The 18,706-nt window shown below is 62.0% G+C and carries 15 protein-coding genes; 9 read left to right on the plus strand and 6 right to left on the minus strand.

Features of this window, described 5'->3' with window-relative positions; translation table 11 throughout:
- The first annotated feature begins 79 nt into the window (after nucleotides 1-79).
- Nucleotides 80-1,135: a hypothetical protein gene (locus tag BEN47_RS00535; protein ID WP_125921425.1), complete on the plus strand. Its 1,056-nt coding sequence runs from the start codon at nucleotides 80-82 to the stop codon at nucleotides 1,133-1,135.
- 113 nt (nucleotides 1,136-1,248) lie between these two features.
- On the opposite strand, the gene BEN47_RS00540 is transcribed toward BEN47_RS00535, so the two are convergent.
- Nucleotides 1,249-3,237 carry a vWA domain-containing protein gene (locus BEN47_RS00540; RefSeq protein ID WP_070724257.1) on the minus strand — a complete coding sequence of 663 codons (1,989 nt, stop codon included), beginning with the start codon at nucleotides 3,235-3,237 and terminating at the stop codon, nucleotides 1,249-1,251.
- A 102-nt stretch (nucleotides 3,238-3,339) separates the two neighbouring features.
- Between BEN47_RS00540 and BEN47_RS00545 the strand changes: the two genes are divergently transcribed.
- Both BEN47_RS00545 and BEN47_RS00550 read left to right on the plus strand, forming a co-directional pair.
- A complete protein-coding gene (locus tag BEN47_RS00545) occupies nucleotides 3,340-4,023 on the plus strand; it encodes an RNA polymerase sigma factor (protein ID WP_158010767.1) in 684 nt (227 codons plus the stop codon).
- A complete protein-coding gene (locus BEN47_RS00550; protein WP_070724259.1) occupies nucleotides 4,010-5,236 on the plus strand; it encodes a TonB family protein in 1,227 nt (408 codons plus the stop codon). Before BEN47_RS00545 ends, BEN47_RS00550 begins: the two co-directional genes overlap by 14 nt.
- A gap of 159 nt (nucleotides 5,237-5,395) precedes the next feature.
- On the opposite strand, the gene BEN47_RS00555 is transcribed toward BEN47_RS00550, so the two are convergent.
- The 3 genes from BEN47_RS00555 to BEN47_RS00565 all read right to left on the minus strand — a co-directional run bounded on the left by BEN47_RS00555 (nucleotide 5,396) and on the right by BEN47_RS00565 (nucleotide 9,503).
- A complete protein-coding gene (locus BEN47_RS00555) occupies nucleotides 5,396-6,481 on the minus strand; it encodes a proline iminopeptidase-family hydrolase (protein WP_070724260.1) in 1,086 nt (361 codons plus the stop codon).
- A gap of 219 nt (nucleotides 6,482-6,700) precedes the next feature.
- Complete coding sequence (locus tag BEN47_RS00560) at nucleotides 6,701-8,875, minus strand: S9 family peptidase (RefSeq protein ID WP_070724261.1); 2,175 nt, start codon at nucleotides 8,873-8,875, stop codon at nucleotides 6,701-6,703.
- Between the two features lie 238 nt (nucleotides 8,876-9,113).
- Entirely contained in the window at nucleotides 9,114-9,503 is a 390-nt protein-coding gene (locus BEN47_RS00565; RefSeq protein WP_070724262.1) for a dodecin family protein, read from the minus strand.
- 212 nt (nucleotides 9,504-9,715) lie between these two features.
- Here BEN47_RS00565 and fumC point away from each other — a divergent pair, with 212 nt between their 5' ends.
- The 6 genes from fumC to BEN47_RS00595 all read left to right on the plus strand — a co-directional run bounded on the left by fumC (nucleotide 9,716) and on the right by BEN47_RS00595 (nucleotide 14,088).
- Nucleotides 9,716-11,110 carry a class II fumarate hydratase gene (gene fumC, locus BEN47_RS00570; RefSeq protein ID WP_070724274.1) on the plus strand — a complete coding sequence of 465 codons (1,395 nt, stop codon included), beginning with the start codon at nucleotides 9,716-9,718 and terminating at the stop codon, nucleotides 11,108-11,110.
- A gap of 118 nt (nucleotides 11,111-11,228) precedes the next feature.
- Nucleotides 11,229-11,822, plus strand: a complete 594-nt coding sequence (locus tag BEN47_RS00575; RefSeq protein ID WP_070724263.1) for a GNAT family N-acetyltransferase — start codon at nucleotides 11,229-11,231, stop codon at nucleotides 11,820-11,822.
- Nucleotides 11,815-12,222 carry a diacylglycerol kinase family protein gene (locus BEN47_RS00580; protein WP_070724264.1) on the plus strand — a complete coding sequence of 136 codons (408 nt, stop codon included), beginning with the start codon at nucleotides 11,815-11,817 and terminating at the stop codon, nucleotides 12,220-12,222. The genes BEN47_RS00575 and BEN47_RS00580 overlap by 8 nt, the downstream gene beginning before the upstream one ends.
- 94 nt (nucleotides 12,223-12,316) lie before the next feature.
- Nucleotides 12,317-12,793 (plus strand): DUF6970 domain-containing protein, encoded by a 477-nt coding sequence (locus BEN47_RS21855; RefSeq protein WP_239691449.1) that lies wholly within the window; start codon nucleotides 12,317-12,319, stop codon nucleotides 12,791-12,793.
- A gap of 92 nt (nucleotides 12,794-12,885) precedes the next feature.
- Entirely contained in the window at nucleotides 12,886-13,383 is a 498-nt protein-coding gene (locus BEN47_RS00590; RefSeq protein WP_070724265.1) for a DinB family protein, read from the plus strand.
- A gap of 84 nt (nucleotides 13,384-13,467) precedes the next feature.
- Nucleotides 13,468-14,088, plus strand: coding sequence for a thioredoxin family protein (locus BEN47_RS00595; RefSeq protein ID WP_070724266.1), 621 nt, complete (start codon nucleotides 13,468-13,470; stop codon nucleotides 14,086-14,088).
- A gap of 153 nt (nucleotides 14,089-14,241) precedes the next feature.
- Here the strand turns inward: BEN47_RS00595 and BEN47_RS00600 are convergent, their stop codons facing one another.
- Together BEN47_RS00600 and BEN47_RS00605 are read right to left on the minus strand one after the other, a co-directional pair.
- The gene (locus tag BEN47_RS00600) at nucleotides 14,242-15,087 is read right to left on the minus strand and encodes a DUF4382 domain-containing protein (RefSeq protein ID WP_083321962.1); all 846 of its coding nucleotides are present in this window, start codon (nucleotides 15,085-15,087) and stop codon (nucleotides 14,242-14,244) included.
- 126 nt (nucleotides 15,088-15,213) lie between these two features.
- Nucleotides 15,214-18,279, minus strand: coding sequence for an AsmA family protein (locus tag BEN47_RS00605; RefSeq protein WP_070724268.1), 3,066 nt, complete (start codon nucleotides 18,277-18,279; stop codon nucleotides 15,214-15,216).
- Nucleotides 18,280-18,706 lie beyond the last annotated feature (427 nt).

An 18,706-nucleotide genomic window follows, 5' to 3' on the forward strand; every position in this document is an offset into this window, starting at 1 on the left:
GCTTCTGCCCACCCGCGGCAGGGGCTCGGGATGCCTGTTTTCAATGGCTTTTCTCATTCAACCACTCCCCACCTACTGCATGAAATACACCTACTTTGCCCTTGCTGCCTGCCTGCTGGCCGGGGCCCCGGCTGCGGCCCAGGTCACCGACACCACCCGCACTGCCACGCCCGCCGCCGAGGAAAACTTCGACGCGTTTGGCGATGCCAACGCGGGCACTACCGATTACAACACCCAGAAAGTCCTCTACCTCACGCCCACCAAGCTGATTTCGGTGGGCTACGAGGCCCAGTTGGGCTACAACCTGAGCACCGCCGGGCCCCTGCCCGCCAGCACGGCCCCCGCCGTCGAAACCAAGGTCAATTCGGCCCGCGGCTTGCGCCTGGCTTTCAATGCGCCGGTTATTTCGCGCACCGATTTTATATTCAACGTGGGCCTCACCTACTGGAACACGGGCCTGGACCTGGCCAACGCCGAACGGTCGCCGTATTTCGACAAGCTGCAGGATGGCCTGCGCACCACGGGCATCAACACGACCATCTTCAACCCCATCGACAACAAGCACTTCGTCATTCTGCAGCTTAACCTCGACGCCAACGGCAACTACCGCAACTTCCAGGAAGTGCAGACCGAGGCGTACACGTTCAGTGCCACGGGCATTTATGGCTGGAAGCCCAACGACAACCTGCAGTGGGGCCTGGGCCTGAGCCGCACTTACCGCGCCGGGCAGCTGCTCTACATTCCGGTGCTGCTCTACAACCGCACCTTCTCGCCGCAGTGGGGCTGCGAGGTGATATTCCCGCCGGGCCGAAATCCGCCGCAACTTCGGCACCAACGCCCTGCTGAAGCTGGGCTACGAACTGGAAGGCAACACCTACTACCTGGGCAAAATACAGAACCAGGAAGTGTACCTGCGCCGCGGCGAGTTGAAGCCCCGTATCACCTACGAGCGCCAGCTCTCGGGTTTTGTGTGGGTATCGGCCCAGGCCGGCCTGCGCTACAACTACCGCAACGACGCCTTCCGCAACCAGGACCCCACCGGCGAGAAGGAAAGCACGCTGGGCTCGGAGCCTTCGCTGTACAAAAACACGCTCACCAACCCGCTGTACTTCAATATCAGCCTGAACTTGGTTAGCCCGTAAAAATTCCCATTGTTCGGAATTTGCGACGCCAAGAAGGCCCCACTGCTGCAACAGTGAGGCCTTTTTGGTTTAAGCAGTGCGGACTTTTAGCCCGCGCTACAACAGCTTAGCGGATGCCCACGGCGCTGCTGCCGCTCAGGCCCTGCGCCAAGCGCACGAGGCGCACGAGCTCGGCGCGGTAGCCGTCGGCATCGGAGCCGCGCGCGCCGTTGGCCAGCTGCTCGGTGGCGGCCCAGGTGGCGGTGCCGCGCTGCTCGCTCTGGCGCAGCAGCATGCCGAACTGGGCCACGGCGGCGGCAAAGCGGAAGTCGGCCGAGGCTTTTTCGATGGCGACGGGCGTGCCTACTAAGGGCTGCGACAGGAGCTTGCTGGTGTTGCCCTGCGGCTCTTTGTAGCGCAGCTTCACGGTCAGCACGTCATTCGTGAGGAACTGCTGCATGTTGCTGGTGCTGGCTTTGGTGGGCTGGTACTTGAGGTCATCGATAAGGGGCGTAGCGCTGCCCACGGGCACTATTTCGTAGAGAGCCGTGACGGTGTGGCCCGCGCCGAGTTCGCCGGCATCTTTGCGGTCGTTGTTGAAATCCTCGGCTTCGAGCAGGCGGTTTTCGTAGCCCACGAGGCGGTAGTTGGCCACGCGGGCGGGGTTGAACTCGACTTGCAGCTTCACGTCCTTGGCCACGGTGAAGAGCGTGCCGCCAAACTGCGCCACCAGCACCCGGCCGGCCTCGTCGAGGTTATCGAGGTAGGCGTAGTTGCCGTTGCCTTTGTCGGCCAGGGTTTCCATGCGGGAGTCGCGCAGGTTGCCGCGCCCGCAGCCCAGCACCGTGAGGAACACGCCGCTTTCGCGCTGGTCCACAATGAGTTTTTCCAGCGCCTCATCGGAGCTTTCGCCCACGTTGAAATCCCCATCCGAAGCCAGAATCACGCGGTTGTTGCCTCCCTCATTGAAGTGCTGCCGGGCCGTGGAGTAGGCCAGGCGCAAACCCGCGCCGCCCGCCGTGGAGCCGCCGGACTGCAGCCGGTCAATGGCATCGAGAATGACCTGTGGCTGCGAGCCGGGCGTGGGCGGCAGCACCAGGCCGGCCGCCCCGGCGTACACCACCAGCGCCACCCGGTCCTGGGGCCGCAGCTGCTTCACCAGCAGCCGGAGGCCGGCTTGCACCAAGGGCAGGCGGTCGGGGCCGGACATGGAGCCGGACACATCGACCAGGAACACCAGGTTGGCGGGCGGCAGCTTGGCGGTTTCTATTTTTTTGGCCTGGATGCCGATGCGGGCCAGCTGGTGCGCGGTGTTCCAGGGGCACACGGCCAGCTCGGTGCTGATGCGCACGGGGTCGGGCGAAGTGGCGGGCGGCGTGGCGTAGTCGTAGCGGAAGTAGTTCAGCATTTCTTCCACGCGCACGGCGTCGCGCGGGGGCAGCTGGCCTTCGTTGAGAAAGCGGCGCACGTTGGTGTAGCTGGCGGCGTCCACGTCCAGCGCAAAGGTGCTGAGCGGGGCATTCTTGACGGTGAAAAAGGCATTTTCTTTCACCCTGGCGTAGGTGTCGCCCGCGCCGGCTTCGGGCCGGGCGGGGTACGGCGCATTGGGCGGCGCAGGCATGCTGTAGCCACTCATATCGTGGCCGCTTTGACGGCTTTTTTTATCAACACTGACCCCGGCGGCCCGGCCATTGAGCACCTGGCTGACGCTGCCCGTTATGGTCCGCACGGCGCGTTGCGGGGCGCTTCCGGTCACCACTACTTCGTTGAGTTGCCGGGCATCGGGGGCCAGCGTCACGTCCACCACGCGGGCGGAGCCCACGGCGCGCTCCACGGTGACGTACCCGACACTGGAAAAGACCAGCCTGGCCTGGGGCGCATTGGTTACGAGCAGGCTGTAGCGGCCACCGGCATCAGTGGATACGCCGTTAGTGGTGCCTTTAATCAGCACCGTGACACCGGGCAGGGGCTGGCCGGTGCCTTGCTCGCGCACGGTCCCGTGCACTTGGTGGTTGCGCACGGTGTCCTGCGGGGCCACGGACTTCGGTTGTTGGGCGTAGGTGGCGTTAGCCGGGGCCAGCAGGGCGAGCAGCGCCGGAAGCAGTAGGTTTTTCATGGCAACAGGGTTGGGGTGAGGTGTGGCTAGCTGATGCGGGCCGGCGCGGAATTGCACACGCGGCCGCAAAAAATCCTGGTGCTGCCCTATCTTCCCCGTCCCATGTTCTTTCGCCGCTCCCCGCCCGCTGCCGCCGCGCCGCTCTCCGACCAGGAGCTGCTGGCCCGCTACCGCCTGCGCGGCGAGGTGGCCGACTTGGGCGTGCTCTACGACCGGTACCTGCCCGAAGCCTTTGCCGTGGCCCGCCGCTACCTGGCCCCGCCCGACGAAGACGCCCAGGACGCCGTGATGCAGCTGTTTGAGCACCTCGTGAAAGCCCTGCGCACCCACGCGCCCGACAACTTTCCGGCCTGGCTGCACACCACCGCCCGCAACCATTGCCTGATGCAGCTGCGGGCCCGCAAGCGCGCCGGGCCCAGCGCCGGGCCGCTCATTCTCACCTTCCCCGATGCCGCTGATGTGGAAATAGCCGGGGCCCGGCATCTGGTGGACGAGGCGGACGCCGCGGCCGAAGCCGAGGACACCGAAAACCGCCTCCAGCACCTGGAAGCGGCCCTGGCCCACCTGCCGCCCGCCCAACGCCGCTGCCTGGAATTGTTTTACCTTGAAAAGAAGTGCTACCGCGACATTGCCATCGAAACTGGCCTGGAGCTGAACCTGGTACGCAGCCACCTGCAAAACGGCAAGCGCATGCTGCGCCGGCAGTTGGAACCGCCCGCCCCGGCAATTGCTCTCAGAAACTTACCCCCGGCTTCTTCCAATAATCCGCTTCATGTTGCCCGTTGACTTGCCCTTCGCCCTGCTGCCCGCCCCCGGCCCCCACCCGGCCACGGCGGAGCTGCGCGCCTACGCGGCCGGCACCCTTGCGCCCGCCGACGAGCACCGCATTGAGGCCCATTCGCTGGATTGCGAGCGCTGCGCGGAACTGGTAGCGGGCTTTTCGATGAGCGACGCCGCTACCACCGACCACGCCGTGGCCGAGCTGCGCACCCGCCTGCAAACCCGCGTAGGCCAGCCAGATGCCGCCCCCGTTGCCCCCGCCCGGACGTGGCCCCGGCTGGCCGCCGCGGCCGCGCTGGTGGGCGTGGTAGCCGCCGGCCTGTGGGGCCTAGACCAGCGCAAGGCCGACGCCCCAACAGTTGCCGCGGTCCGGCAGGAAGCAATGCAGCAAGCCGCGCCAGCGCCGCTCCCGGAGCCGCTGGCACCCGCTGCCGCACCCGCTGCCACAGCTGCTGCCCCAGCCGAAACCATAGCGGCCATTCAAGCCGCAAAAACCGAAACGGAAACTGCCTTCTATGCGGCGGTGACCACCCCGCCTGCGCGCCGCACCGAGCCGGCGGCACGCGCAATACGCCACTCGACCAGGCCTTCGGATACCGCAGCATCAGCAACCAACGAGGTAGCCCTGGCCGGTGTCCCACAGGCAGATAAGGCAGTGGCAGCAGCTGAAATGAAGGAAGTAGCGGCTGTGGTTTATGAAGCCAGTGCCAACGACGAGGCCGGCGAGGTACTGGTGTCGCCCGCGGCACCCAATGCCAAGAAAATGCTCAGGCGGCAAGTAGCCATTGCCGATAGCGCGCAGGCCCAAAACACCGCAAATCAGCAGGCTGTTTCCAAAGCCAAAGCCCGACTCATGGCCGTGGCAACGCCGGCGCTTTCGGGCGCAATGGCGGGCCGCACGGCGGCTACGTCCATGCCGGCTCCAGCCTCCATCAACCCGGCCCCGGTGGGCGGCATGGGCGATTTGCGCGAGTACATCCGCAAAACCGCCGTGGAGTTTGAGCCCGAAGCCCGCGCCATGCGCCTGACCGGCCTGGTGCACGTCAAATTCACGGTAGGAGCCGACGGCAAGCTGAGTGACTTCAAAGTGAGCCGGGGCCTGCGCGACGACTACGACGCCGAAGCCATCCGCATTATCAGCGAAGGCCCGGCGTGGCAGCCCGGCGTGGCCGGCGGCCGGCGCGCGCCGCTGCCCATGGAGGTTACGGTACCGTTTTGAGTAGCCGGCTTATTTGTGATGAAAAAAGGCAGGAAAAGAGAACGTCATGCTGAGCGCAGCCGAAGCATCTCTACTGCAATAGTAAATGAATTACTTGCGCGGTAGAGATGCTTCGGCTGCGCTCAGCATGACGTTCAGTTAATAACTGACAACTAAATACTATAGCTCAGCGCTCGGCTTGAGGGTGCCTTCGTCTACTGATTTCAGGAACTTGATGAGGCCCGTGAAATAGGTTTGCTGGTCGTCGTAGAGGCTCATGTGGCTGCCTTTGGGGCAGATGAGGGAGTTGCCGTTCTGCACTTTGGTGGCAATCATGCGCATGTGCTCGGGGTCCATGGTGTCGTACTTGCCGCCGATGGACAGCACGGGCACGGTGAGCTTGGGCAGGTCGGCGGTGCGGTCCCAGTTGGTGAGCTTGCCCGAGATACCGAACTCACTGGGGCCCTGCATGGTGACGTAGAGCGACTGGTTGCTTTTGCTGAAGGCGCGGTTCACGGGCTCGGGCCACTGGTCGAGGGGCAAGCGCAGCACGTGCTCGGCGTAGAAATTGGGCATGAGCAGCGCCATGTAGCGCGGGTTGGCGAAATCCTTTTTGGCTTCGATGGCGCGGATTTCGGCCAGTACTTCGGGCTTCATTTGCTTGGCCAGCACTTCATCAGCGTAGCGGCCGTATGCGGGGCAGCTCATCATCATGTTGGAAATGATGAGGCCCTTGAGGTTCTCTTGGTACTTGAAGGCGTATTCGGCGGCCAGGATGCCGCCCCAGGAATGGCCCAGCAGGTAGAAGTTGTCCTTGGTCAGGTTCAGGGCCTGGCGCACTTGCTCCACTTCTTCCACGTAGCGCGGCAGGCTCCACATGGAAGTGTCCTTGGGGTTGTCAGACAGCCCACAGCCCAGCTGGTCATAGTAGATAAACTCGATGCCTTCTTTCGGCAGGAAGCTTTCCATGCATTCGAAGTACTCGTGCGTAGAGCCCGGCCCGCCATTGAGCAGCAACACCTTCACCTTGGGATTATTGCCAAAACGCTTGGTCCAGACGTTGAACTTGCCCTTGGGCGTGGTGATGGGAATCATGCGCACGCCGCCGTCCTGCACGCCGGTTTCGGTGGGTTCGAAGTAGGTGGCTGGCACGCTGGCCGAAGCGGTTGTGCTGCCAGCGGCAGCAGTGGAGTCGGGCTTGTTGCAGCCAGTGACAAGGGCAGCGCCCAGCAGCGCAGCCGCCAGGAATGAGTAAAGAGATTTCATTGACCTGCGGGAATGATGATTTACAAATAAAGGAACGTCTTGCTCCGCTTAGCACCCACGCCGCCTGTCATGCTGAGCTTGCGAAGCATCTTATCAAGTTTGAACACCTCGCAGGCAACGGTTGAAGGCTTCGTTCTGCGGTGACAGGATGCTTCGCAGGCTCAGCATGACAGACGGCGCGGTCACTAGGCATAACCGACATTAGACAACCTAACGCGCCTAATTAACCTCGCCCTTGGTGTTGATGTACCGCTCAAAAAACTCGAACGTGCGCAGCATCTGGTCGATGCGCTGGCGGTTGTCGCCGGAGCGGGTTAGCTCGTGGGTGCCGCCGGGGTGGCGCACGTATTCCACGGGGCGGCCCAGCACCTTGAGGCTGCGGTACATCATTTCGCTTTGCACAAAGCCGGTGCGCCGGTCGTTGTCGCCGTGGAAGAGGATGTAGGGCGTGGTGATGTTCTGCACGTAGCTGATGGGCGACTCGCGGGTGAGCACCTGCCGCACGGCGGGCTCCCAAGGGTAGCCGCCGAAGTAGTTGGGCACCAGGCGCCAGGCATTGCCTTCGCCAAAGAAAGTGGCCAAATCATAGACCCCGCGTTGCGAGCAGGCGGCTTTGAAGCGCTGGTCGTGGCTGATAATCCAGGCCACGAGGTAGCCGGCGTAGGACCCACCGGTCACGGTGAGCTTGGCCGGGTCGGCCCAGCCTTCGGCCACGGTTTTGTCGAGGGCCGTGAGCACGTCGCTGCTCGGGCCGTTGCCCCAGTCCAGCACGTTGGCCCGCAGAAAACCCTGGCCGTAGCCGCCCGAGCCGCGCGGGTTGCTGTACACCACGCCGTAGCCCTGGCTGGCGAAATACTGAAACTCGTGCCACATGCTGGTTTCGCCCGGCCCCCACATGGCCGAGGGGCCGCCGTGGATTTCAAGCACCACCGGGTATTTCTGGCCGGCCTGGTAGCCGGTGGGCTTCATTACCCAGTACTCCACCGTCAGGCCTTTGTCGTTCACAAAAGTGTGCTTTTCGGGCAGCGAGAGCCGCTTGGTTTTCACCCAGTCGTTGAAATTGCCAGCGGGCTGCACTTTTTTCAGCCCGGCGTCGGCCACCAGCAGCTCGGAGGGATTGAGCACGCTGGTCTGGGAAAACACCACCTTGCCGCGGGCCACGTCGAAGCTCGTAATGCCCGTATCGGCGGCCGAGAGCTTTTCTACTTTTCGGGTGTTGATGTTGGCCCGGTAAAGGGGCGCGCCGCCGTTGCTTTGGGCCGTGAAGTAGACGTACTTGTCGTCGTCGCTCCAGGCCAGGTTGCCCTTGCTGCGGTCAAACGGAATGATGATAATGTCTTTGGCGGTGCCGTTGAGCGGCATCACGGCTAGCTCGGGCACGTGCACGCCGGTGGCGGGGCTCATCTGGAAGGCGAGCCACTTGCCGGAAGGCGAGACTTCGGGGTTGGAATACACGGTGTTGTCCTGGCCCAGCAGCAGGCGGGGGCGGCGGCCGTCGCGGTCGGCCAGGTAGATTTCGTTTTCCAGCGAGCGGTCGGGGTGCTGCAGCGAGTCGATGTCGGCCGAGAGCAGCAGGTGCTTGCCATCGGGGGTGAACGCGGCCTGGTTGAAGCGGTAGAAGCCGTTGGTGACGGCCACCGGCCTGGCCTCGGGAGCCGTGGCATCAATCAGGAAAAACTGTGAAAACGTCTGCTCCGCCGACACGTCGCGCTCGTCCTGGAAGTTGAGCTTGGTGAGCACCTTGGCCTTCTTGTCGGTTTCGTTTTTGTCGAGATAAGCCCGGATTTCGGCCAGGCTGCCATCGGCGTTGGGCTTGGCGGTGGTGGCGGCCAGCTGGTCGTTTTTATCGAAACCTGGCTTCTCGAAGGGCCAGCGGGGCAGGCTCTTGGCGGCGTTCAGCAGGGAATCTTTCAGCAGTTCGCGCAGCGGAATAGCGGCCGAAAACAGCACCTGCCGGCCGTCGGGCGACCATTTGGGGCTGCCGGCGCCGTGCTTGTAGCGCGTGAGCTGCCGGCCCTCGCCGCCGTTGGCCGCCATCACAAATACCTGGGGCTGCTCGTCCACCGTGCGCACAAAGGCCAGCTGGCGGCCGTCGGGGCTCCAGGCGGGCTGCGAGGCGCCTTCCCTCGCGGCGGTCAGCTGCCGGGGTTTGGCGCCCGCTTCGGTACCAATTTCGTACAGTTGAGTTACGTTTTTGTAGTCGGCCTTATTTTTTTCATCGGGCTCGATGCCCAGCACGGTGAAGGCCGCCTTGCGCCCGTCGCGGGTGAGGGTGATGTTGCCAATCTGCTTGATTTTGAGCAAGTCAGTCACTTTCACCGGCTCGGCGCCTTGCTGGGCGTAGGCCGGGCTGGCGGCTACGCAGCACAGCAATCCAAGGAGAAGTTTTTTCATGAATAAGAATAAGGAAACGAGGTGCTGGGTTGGCACTGCCGCGTTGTGCATGCGAAAGGTAGCGCAAATCAGATATTTCCCCCACCTTGCCATTCTGCAGGGTCGGGGCACCCTGCTCCCGGCCCCGTTGAGAACTGCTATTTGCAAAAGAGGCTCCCTGCTATTCAGCAGGGAGCCTCTTTTGGTTGATAAATGCGTCTTGCTTGCCCTTCTGCAGAAGGGGAGCCGTTGGGCGCGGCTACCCGCTGTAGCCGCCGCCGCTCTCGGGCTCGGTGGCGCTGCCGCCGGGCTCTACTTCGCGGGGCAGCTCGGGCTCGGTTTTCACGGCCACGTGGCTGTAGTCGGGGGCGCCGTTGCCGGCGGGCACGGGGGCTTCCACAAAGGTGCGCTCCAGCTCGGAGAGGTCCAGGTCGGCCGGGCCGTCGGTGGGGGTGCCGAAGCTTACTTTGGCCGTCACGCGGTACTCCACAATGCGGTTGTTGCGCACTTTGCAGCTCTGGTCCTTCACGTAGATGGACGAGATATTGGGTATCGACGCGCTGACGCTTTCCACGGCGCGCTGCAGGGCGTCCTCGAAGCTTTTTTCGGAGGAAGCCAGGATTTCAATGACTTGTTTGACGGAGGACATGTGGTGAAATGGTGAAATGGTGGGTACTTGCTGAAGCCCGCCGCCGCTTGGTGGGCCGCCGGGCTTTTTGCGTGTACGCGGGAAGCAATTCGGCGGCCGTGCTGGTCGCGAAAAATGCCACGCTTTATCGGCAGCGTACTTTTGCGTGCGGCCTCGGCCACATCAGCACTTCGAACGCCATCATTTCACCAATTCACCAACTCACCTCCAGCATGGATTTCCGCACCGAAAAGGACACCATGGGCACCGTGCAAGTGCCCGCCACCGCGTATTGGGGCGCCCAAACGCAACGCTCCATCGAGAATTTTCCCATTGCTCAGGACATCAACAAGATGCCCAAGGAAATTATCGCCGCCTTCGCTTACCTGAAAAAAGCCGCCGCCTTCACCAACCGCGACGCCGGCGTGCTGCCCGCCGACAAGGCCGAGCTCATTGGCCGGGTGTGCGACGAAATCCTGGCCGGCGGCCTCGCCGACGCCTTTCCGCTGGTGGTGTGGCAAACGGGCTCCGGCACGCAGAGCAACATGAACGTGAACGAGGTGATTGCCTACCGCGGCCACGTGCTGAACGGCGGCCAGCTCACCGACGAAAAGAAAGCCCTGGCGCCCAATGACGACGTGAACAAGAGCCAGAGCAGCAACGATACCTTCCCCACGGCCATGCACATCGCGGCCTACAAAATCCTGACCGAGAACACCATTCCCGGCATCGAGAAGCTGCGCGACTCGCTGAAAGCCAAGTCGGAGGAGTTCATGGACATCGTGAAAATTGGCCGCACCCACTTCATGGACGCCACTCCGCTCACGTTGGGCCAGGAGTTCTCGGGCTACGTTTCGCAGCTCGACCATGGCCTGCGCGCCATCAAGCACACGCTGGCGCACCTGAGCGAGCTGGCCCTGGGCGGCACGGCCGTGGGCACGGGCATCAACACCCCGCCCAACTACTCGGAGAACGTGGCTAAGCACATTGCCGAACTGACCAAGCTGCCCTTCGTGACGGCCGAAAACAAGTTTGAGGCCCTGGCTGCGCACGACGCCATCGTGGAAACCCACGGCGCCCTCAAAACGGTGGCCGTGAGTTTGATGAAGATAGCCAACGACATTCGCATGCTCAGCTCCGGCCCGCGCGCCGGCATTGGCGAAATCGACATCCCCGACAACGAGCCCGGCTCCAGCATCATGCCCGGCAAGGTGAACCCCACGCAGTGCGAGGCCATGACCATGGTGGCGGCCCAAGTAATGGGCAACGACGTAGCCATCACCGTGGGCGGCTCCATGGGCCACTTCGAGCTGAACGTGTTCAAGCCGATGATGATTTACAACTTCCTGCACTCGGCCCGCCTCATCGGCGACGTGTGCGTGAGCTTCACCGACAAGTGCGCCTCGGGCATTCAGCCCATCAAAGCCAACATCAAAAAGCACGTCGACAGCAGCCTGATGCTGGTCACGGCCCTCAACCCGCACATTGGCTACTACAAAGCGGCCGAAATTGCCCAAACCGCGCATAAAAACGGCTCCACGCTGAAGGAAACCGCCCTAAAACTTGGTTACGTGACCGAAGCCGAGTTCGACGAGTGGCTGAAGCCCGAGGAAATGGTGGGCCGGTAAGGCTCCTTGTTTTCAATGGCCTGACCCAAGAACGTCATGCTGAGCGGAGCCGAAGCATGACGTTTTTATTTCCCCAAGAGAGCGGCCTTTTCTTTTTTTCACCAGCATCTTTGCCACGATGGACTTTTCTGCTAACATCGTTCTCGAAAACAACCGCGTCCGCCTGCGACCCTTGGAAATTGGCGATTTCGAAGCCCTCAAGCTCGTGGCTTTCGATGCCGACCTGTGGAAGTATACCCTGACCCGCGGCGACGACGCCGTGAGCCTGGCGGCCTACATCCGCCAGGCCCTGGAGGCGCGGGAGCAAGGCCTGCGCTACCCGTTTGTCATCATCGACCGCGAAACGGGCCAGCTCGCTGGCAGCACCAGCTACTACAACGAGGTAGAAGGCGACCAGCGCATCAGCATCGGCTACACCTGGGTGGGCCGGGATTTCCAGCGCTCGGGCCTGAACCGGGCCTGCAAGCACCTGCTGCTGAGCCACGCCTTTGGGCAGCTGGGCCACGAGCGGGTGGAGCTGGAAACCGACGCGCGCAACGACAAATCCCGCACCGCCATGGCCCGCATGGGCGCCACCGAAGAAGGCACGCTGCGCAGCCACCGCATCACGCAGGGCGGCTTCCGGCGCGACACTGTCATTTTCAGCATCATCCGCACAGAATGGTCGGAGTTGCGCCAGTCGGTTTTTCATCCCTTTGAGTACCATGGCTGAGCCCGCCCCGCCCGTTTCGGACCGCTTGCGGCCACCCGAGGGGCTGTGGCGCCGGCGCGTGGCCAGCTTTGGGCACGCCGTGCGCGGCGTATGGGCCGCCCTGCGCTCCGAAGTACACCTGCAGTTTCATGCCGTGGCCACGGTGGTAGTCATTGGGCTGGGGTTTTATTACCACCTGGCCCGCCTGGAATGGGCGCTGGTGGCCCTGGCGGTGGCCGGCGTGTGGGCCGCCGAGCTGGTGAACACCGCCATCGAAGCCCTCACCGATTTGGCCTCGCCGGCCTACCACCCGCTGGCGGGCAAGGCCAAGGACGTGGCCGCCGGGGCCGTGCTGCTGGCTGCCCTGGGCGCGCTGGTGGTGGGGGCGCTGGTGTTCGGCCCGAAGCTTTTTCCGCAGTAAGAAACGCCCTTATCGGAACCATTGCCCGTGGCGGGCGTACCCATAGCCAGCCCGCTGGCCTATCGGCGGCCCAGCTTCATATTTCCCTCAGCCCATGCACCCGCTTTCCCTTGCCGTTACCGTTTCGCTGCTGCTGGCCACGGCCTGTGCCCCCAAGCAGGTGAGCGTGACCACGCCCGCGCGCCCATCGAAGACGATGCAAGACACCGGCGCCTCCAACAACAGCTCCACCACGGCCAGCACCCCCAGCAGCACCACCAGCCCGGCGTCGGCCCGCATAGCAGAGTCCGATACCACGGCCCGGCCACTGTGGCTCAAGGCCCGCATTGCCGAAGTGCTGGCCGAGCGCAAGCGCAACCCCATCACGCGCATTCTGCGCTACGAATACGGCGGACAGACGGTCTATTACATCTCGGCCCCGTGCTGCGACCAATACTCGCAGGTGTACGACACCCGCGGCAAGCTGATATGCCAGCCCGACGGCGGTATTACCGGCAAAGGCGACGGCCAATGCCGCGATTTTGAAAAAACGAAAGCCAACGAAAAACTGGTCTGGCAAGACCCCAGGTAAAGGAGTTATGAATGTTGAGTTATGAGTTATGAATTGCCGTTCTATTAAACTTTCAACTCAACATTCATAACTTATAACTCATAATTAAATCAATGAATACCTTAGAAAAACTCGGCGCTTTTAATGTGTGGGCCAATACCACCGTGCTGAATCGCCTCGACGAAGTGGCCGCTACCGGCCAGGAAATCCCGCCCGTGGCCCTGCGCCTCTTCAGCCACGTGCTCAATGCCCAGGCCATCTGGATTTCGCGCATTGGCGGCACCGCCAGCCCCGTGAAAGTGTGGCAGGAACACGACCTCGCCGCCTGCCACCAGCTGCACGCTCAGACTTCGGAGCCCCTGCACCAGCTGATGGTGAATGCCGATGAAACCGAGCTGCAGCGTCTTATTTCCTACACCAACTCCCTGGGCGACAGCTACGAAAGTCAAGTGCACGACATCCTGACGCACGCCGTGGTACACGCCAGCTACCACCGCGCCCAGGTAGCTACTCGCCTGCGCGACCACGGCCTGGAGCCCGTCAACTCGGACTTTATCACCTACTGCCGGGAGCTGTCGGCGGCGGCCCGGCAGGCTGTTCCCAGCCTGTAAGCACGCCCACGGTTCAAACCCTAAAAACCCTTCCGGCCCCGGAAGGGTTTTTTGTTGGTTCCTCTCCCTGAAGCCTTTATCATCATGCCTGAGCCCATTCCTTCCGTGCCGGTCCTTGCTGCCGAACGCCTCGACCACGCCTATTCATATGCCAGCTACCGCCAACTCATTGACCAGCTGATGGCCGAGAACCGCACCACCGGCCCCAACCAGGACGAGCAGATTATCCAGTACGCCCGCCTCAACATCCAGCGCATGCAGCGCCTGGACAAGACCGTGCAGCTCCTGCCCGAACTCAAAGAGGCCCTGGCCCAAAACACCCAACGCTACGTGTGGCTCATCATTACCGAAGGCTGGTGCGGCGATGCGGCCCAGGTGGTGCCCGTGCTCGAAGCCGCGGCGCAAGCCAGCTACGGCACCATCACGACCCGCTACGTGCTGCGCGACGAAAACCTCGACCTCATGGACCGCTACCTTACCAACGGCGGCCGCTCCATCCCGAAGCTCGTGGTGCTCCACGCCGACACCCTCACCGAAGCCGCCACCTGGGGCCCGCGCCCCGAAGCTGCCATAGACCTGTTCAAGCGCCTCAAGCAGGAAGGCGTATCGTACGAGGACTTCGCCACCCAGCTCCACGGCTGGTATTCCAAAGACCGCACCCTGAGCACCCAGCGCGAGCTGCTGGCGCTGCTCCAGGAGTTGTAAAAGCTTGCCTACGGCTGCGTTTGCGGGCCGTTTACGGGCCGTTCAGAAGGGCATTTTCAACGATGAGACACGCTGATGCGTCGATACATCGTGCAACAAAAAAGGCCCAACCTCCTGTGAGACTGGGCCTTTTCAGTGTTCCAGCTTGGCTGGTTAGTTCTGCGAAGTCGTGCCAAGGTCGGTCACGTTGTCGTTGGTTACCACCACGCCGGTGCGGACGTTGTTGCGGTACGCGGACTGGTTGGCGGGCGCCGTAGTGCTGGGGAAAAACTCCACGCGGTAGGTGCCGGCGGCCAGGCCGTTGAGCTGATAGGCACCCGAAGCGTCGGCCGAGGTGCTCACCGTGTCGGGCCCGAGGACGGTGGCGCGAATGGCCAGAATCTGGGGCAGGGCCGCAGCCGGGCTCACGGTGCCGCGAATGCCGGCGCGCAGGTCCTGAGCCACCACCCGAATAACGGGCTTCAGCAAGTACCGCTCTTTCTTGTCGTTGCCGGGCTTCCAATTGCCGCGCTCCTTAATGGACTTGGCCACGTCGAAGTCGAGCAGCAGCTGGAACGTCTCGCGCTCGCGCAGGGAAGCCTTGTCCAGCTTCAGCTTGACGCCCGACGACTGCCCGCTGGGGGTTTTGAGGTCGTAGCGCTGACCGTCGCGGCCGATTACGTAGCTGTCCGGACCCAGGAGGAGGCGGATTTCGTCCAGGTCTCCAGGGGCGAAGTCCTCGCTCACCAGCAGGGCCGACTTGCCGTTCACGTAGTCCAGCACGTTGATGGCCTGCGGCGTGAAGGTGAGGATGCGGAGCTTTTCCGCGTCTTTCTCTTTTTTCAGGTGCACCTCAATCTGGCGCACGTCGAGCACCACGCTACGGAAGTCGCCGGGGGCGTCCATTAGCCGTACTTCGAGCTTCGACGAATTAGCTCCGTTCGAATCGGACTCTTTGGAACAGCTGGCCAGCCCTAGCAGGGCGAGGCAGGCAAATGGAATTAAACGAGTAATGAACATGAAGGAATGATTATGAGGGATAACAGACTGTAAAATAACAGACTGTAAAACAGTTATGCTAATGTACGCTCAGCTCCGCCAAGCAGTTCAGCCGTGCTGCCCGGCTTTCGATGAACCCGTGGGTTTTCACGGTTTAGTCGTGTCGGCAGGCGACGAATCAAGCGGCGGCGTGGGTGCGGGCTTGGGCACGGGCTTGGGTGTGGGAGTAGGCTTGCCAAACAGGCTATTCAGCCCTTTTCCCACCTGGTTGCGCAGGCGCGCCTGGGCTTCAAGCTTGGCTTTTTCGGCGGCAATGCGTGCTTTTTCCTCAGCGGTCTGGTCGGCGGCGTCTGTCACCACCTGCGTGCTGTCCTGCTTGGCTTTGTTCTTGGTGGCCAGCCCCATAAGCGCGTCGGTGAGCTTGGTTTTCACCACGTTGGTCACAATGGCCTTGCCCTGGTCCTTCACGCTGCCGCTGGTGAGCTGCACAATGGGGTTGGTCATGGTGCCGCCAATGTTGAGGCCCAGCGTCACCCGCTCGGTGCCCTGAATGTCCTTCACGCCCGTGAGCTGCGTGAGCTTGCTGTTCAGGGCATTGCCCAGCTTGCCGGTGGGCACGTTGAGGGCCGTGACGTAGGCCAGCGCGCCGCCCAGACTGTTGGAGCCGCCGAAGGTCATCTTCACGTCGCCAATGGCCAGGTCGAAGGGCTGCACCACCAGGTTGCCGTTCACGATGTTGGCTTGAATTTCCTTGTTCACCACCAGCAGGGTCTTGAGTTCGGGAAGCGTGGTCAGGCTGGCAATCTTGCTCATCACCTCCGATTGGTTGATGGCGGCCTTTACCACGTCAATCACGCCCTTGCCCGTGAGCGTGGACAGGTTCGGGAACATGTCGGGCCCCATTTCGCCGCTCAGGCTGAACTTGGTGCCGAAAATGCCTTCCACCTGGCCCGCAAGCGGCACCAGCTTCTTGATGGTGTTGAAGGCCGAAAAAGCATTCTGAATGTTCAGGTTCTGGATGTTGAGCCCAAAGTCGAACGTGGGGTGCGCCAGGTTCTTGCTGCTGTAGCTGCCCGTGGTGCCGAAGGTGCCGCCCAGCGTGTTGAACGTCATATTGCTGAGCTTGGCCGTTTCGTCGCGCACGGTCACGGTGCCTTTGGCGTTGGTCAGCTTGAGGTTGTCATAGGTCACGTTGTCCACGTTGCTGTTTAGCACCAGGTCGAAGTATTTGGGAATCTGCAGCACCCCTTCGGCCTTGGCGGGGGCCTTGCCGCCAGTCGCGGTGGGCTTGGCGCTTACCTCGTCCACCATCCACTCGTTCACGTTGAAGTTGCGCGAGTTCACGGTCATGTTGCCCTTCAGCGACTGGCCCGGCGTGAAGAGGTAGCCCAGGTAGTTGCTCACCGTGCCCGAGGCCGCGAAGTCGGAGCTGCCGGCCGTGCCGTTCAGACTCTGCACCGCAATCTGGTTGTTGTTGAAGGTGGCCGTGCCGCTGCTGATGCGTACGCCCTGCGGCAGGTCCTTGCTCTTGTAGGTCACGTTGGTGGCCTTCACGGTGCCGCTGGCCACCACGTTCTGGTAGCGGCCGGCTTCCACGTCGGCCATGTTGCCCTTGGCGGCAATGTTGCCGGCCACCCGGCCCGTCACGGTCATGCCTTCAAGCGGGAAAATCTTGGTGATTTTGGTCAAATCCACCGTGCCGCGCACGTTGGCATCAAACACCGGCTTATCGATGTTGCGGGCCGTGAGGCGGCCTTCCAGCGGCTCGCCCTCCAGCACCATCCGGAACTGCGGCAGGTTGATTTGCGTGTCGTTCACCTTGCCGGTCGTGTTCACCACCGTGCCGCTCAGGTTGATGTTCTCAATGGGCGCCGGAAACTGCGCCGATTTCACGAAGCCGTTGGTGAGGCGGATGGCGGCGTTCACCACCGGCATCTGGGTTTTGGAATAGATGCCTTTGGCCGTGCCGTCCACGAACAGCTGCCCGCGCATGGCCAGGTCCTTCACCGGGTACACCTTCAGGGCTTCGGCCAGGTTCACGTTGGCTTTCACGCGGCCGTCCACCTTCATCGGCGCCAGCCCGTCAATGGTGATGTTGCCGTCCACCGGGTTGGGCCCCAGGTCGAGGTGAAACTGCGGGATGTTCACCTTCACGTTGTTGGTGAAGCCCGAGGGGTTGTCGACCTGCATTTTCAGGTTGATGTTTTTGGCAGCCTGCGGCAAATCCGGGTACTTAAACTGGCCGTTGGTTACCACCAGATTCACGCCGTAGCCAGGCATGAGCAAGTCGTTCTGCGTGCCCTTATAGTAGCCGTCGAAAGCCACCTTGCCGCTGGTCTCAATATTCTTAAACTTCTCGGTAAACACGCCCGGCACCAAACTCAGCAGCGTTTTGAAATCCGTTTCTAACGCCTTAAAAGTCAGGTCGTAGGTGATGTCCTTCTCGTTAGGCAGCCCAATGGCGCCCGCAAAGCTGAACGGAAAGTCGTTGAGCTTTATCTTGTTGTCTTTGAACGTGTAGAGGCTTTTGCTCAGGTCCATTTCCATTGTCACGTCGGCGTCGAGCTGTTTGTTGCTCACGTAAGCCACACCATCGTAGGTCATGTCGAGGTCCGTCGCGGTGGTTTGCGAAACCATGTCAAACACGTTGCTGGCAAAGTCGCCGCTGCCGCTGTGGTTCACGCCGGCGGCCTGCATGGAAAAGGGGAGGGTCAGGTCTTCGTAGCGCAGGCGCCCGTCGGTCATTTTCCAGCTCTTGATGGCAAGGTGCACTTGGCTGGTGTCCTGCCCTTTGGCCGCCGCAGCCGAGTCCGAAATCATGACGTCCCAGTTGGCCCGGCCGCTTTTCAGCACCCGCAGGCTTAGGTCGGGGCGCTCCAGTTCAATGGTTTTGATGTCAATCTGCCCGCCGCGCACCACGCTCATTATGTCGAGGCCCACGCGCAGGTTGGGCAGGTAGGCCAGCGTGTCGCGGCGGAACGAGTCGAGACCAATAACGCGCAGCTCGCGGATGTTCACCGTCATATCCGGGAAGGAGCTGAGCAGGCTCACGTCGATGTTGGCGGGGTCGTACTGCACCGTGGCCCGCACGCGCTGGGCAATCTGCTGGTCGGCCAGGGCCCGCAGCTTGTCTTTAAACAGCACCGGCGCCAAGGCCAAAGCCGCCACCAGCACCACCAAAAAAACACCGAAACCCAACAGAACTTTCCGCATAGCAGGAGATAATTAGTTATTGGCAAAGGTAGAGCCACTACCCCGCCGCTTTTTTCCAGGTGCCACGGCCAAAACCGCGCCTTACTTTCGACCACAACCCCAAACACGGCGCCACAATTTCCCCCTATGCCCGTTCTTTTCCCCTGAGTTCACCCGGTGGCAGCGTCACAGCAAAGCATTCTCAATGCGCCTTCTTTTTTCAAGAATGCTATTCACCAGTCAGCTGCAGGGGGGCATATCGGCTTTACCCTCAATATAAATCAATTTTCATAGTTGGATAAATTATAAATTATTACATAATTATTACAAGCCCGATTAATCGGTATATTTTGAGGTGGTCTAGTTAAGCTGGACAGAACTGGGTGGTATCTTTCCTTCGTCATGAAAGACATCCCCAAACCCGACAAACGCCGCAAGTACGACGCGG

Origin of the sequence: Hymenobacter lapidarius, assembly GCF_001816145.1 — a bacterium.
Classification (GTDB): domain Bacteria; phylum Bacteroidota; class Bacteroidia; order Cytophagales; family Hymenobacteraceae; genus Hymenobacter; species Hymenobacter lapidarius.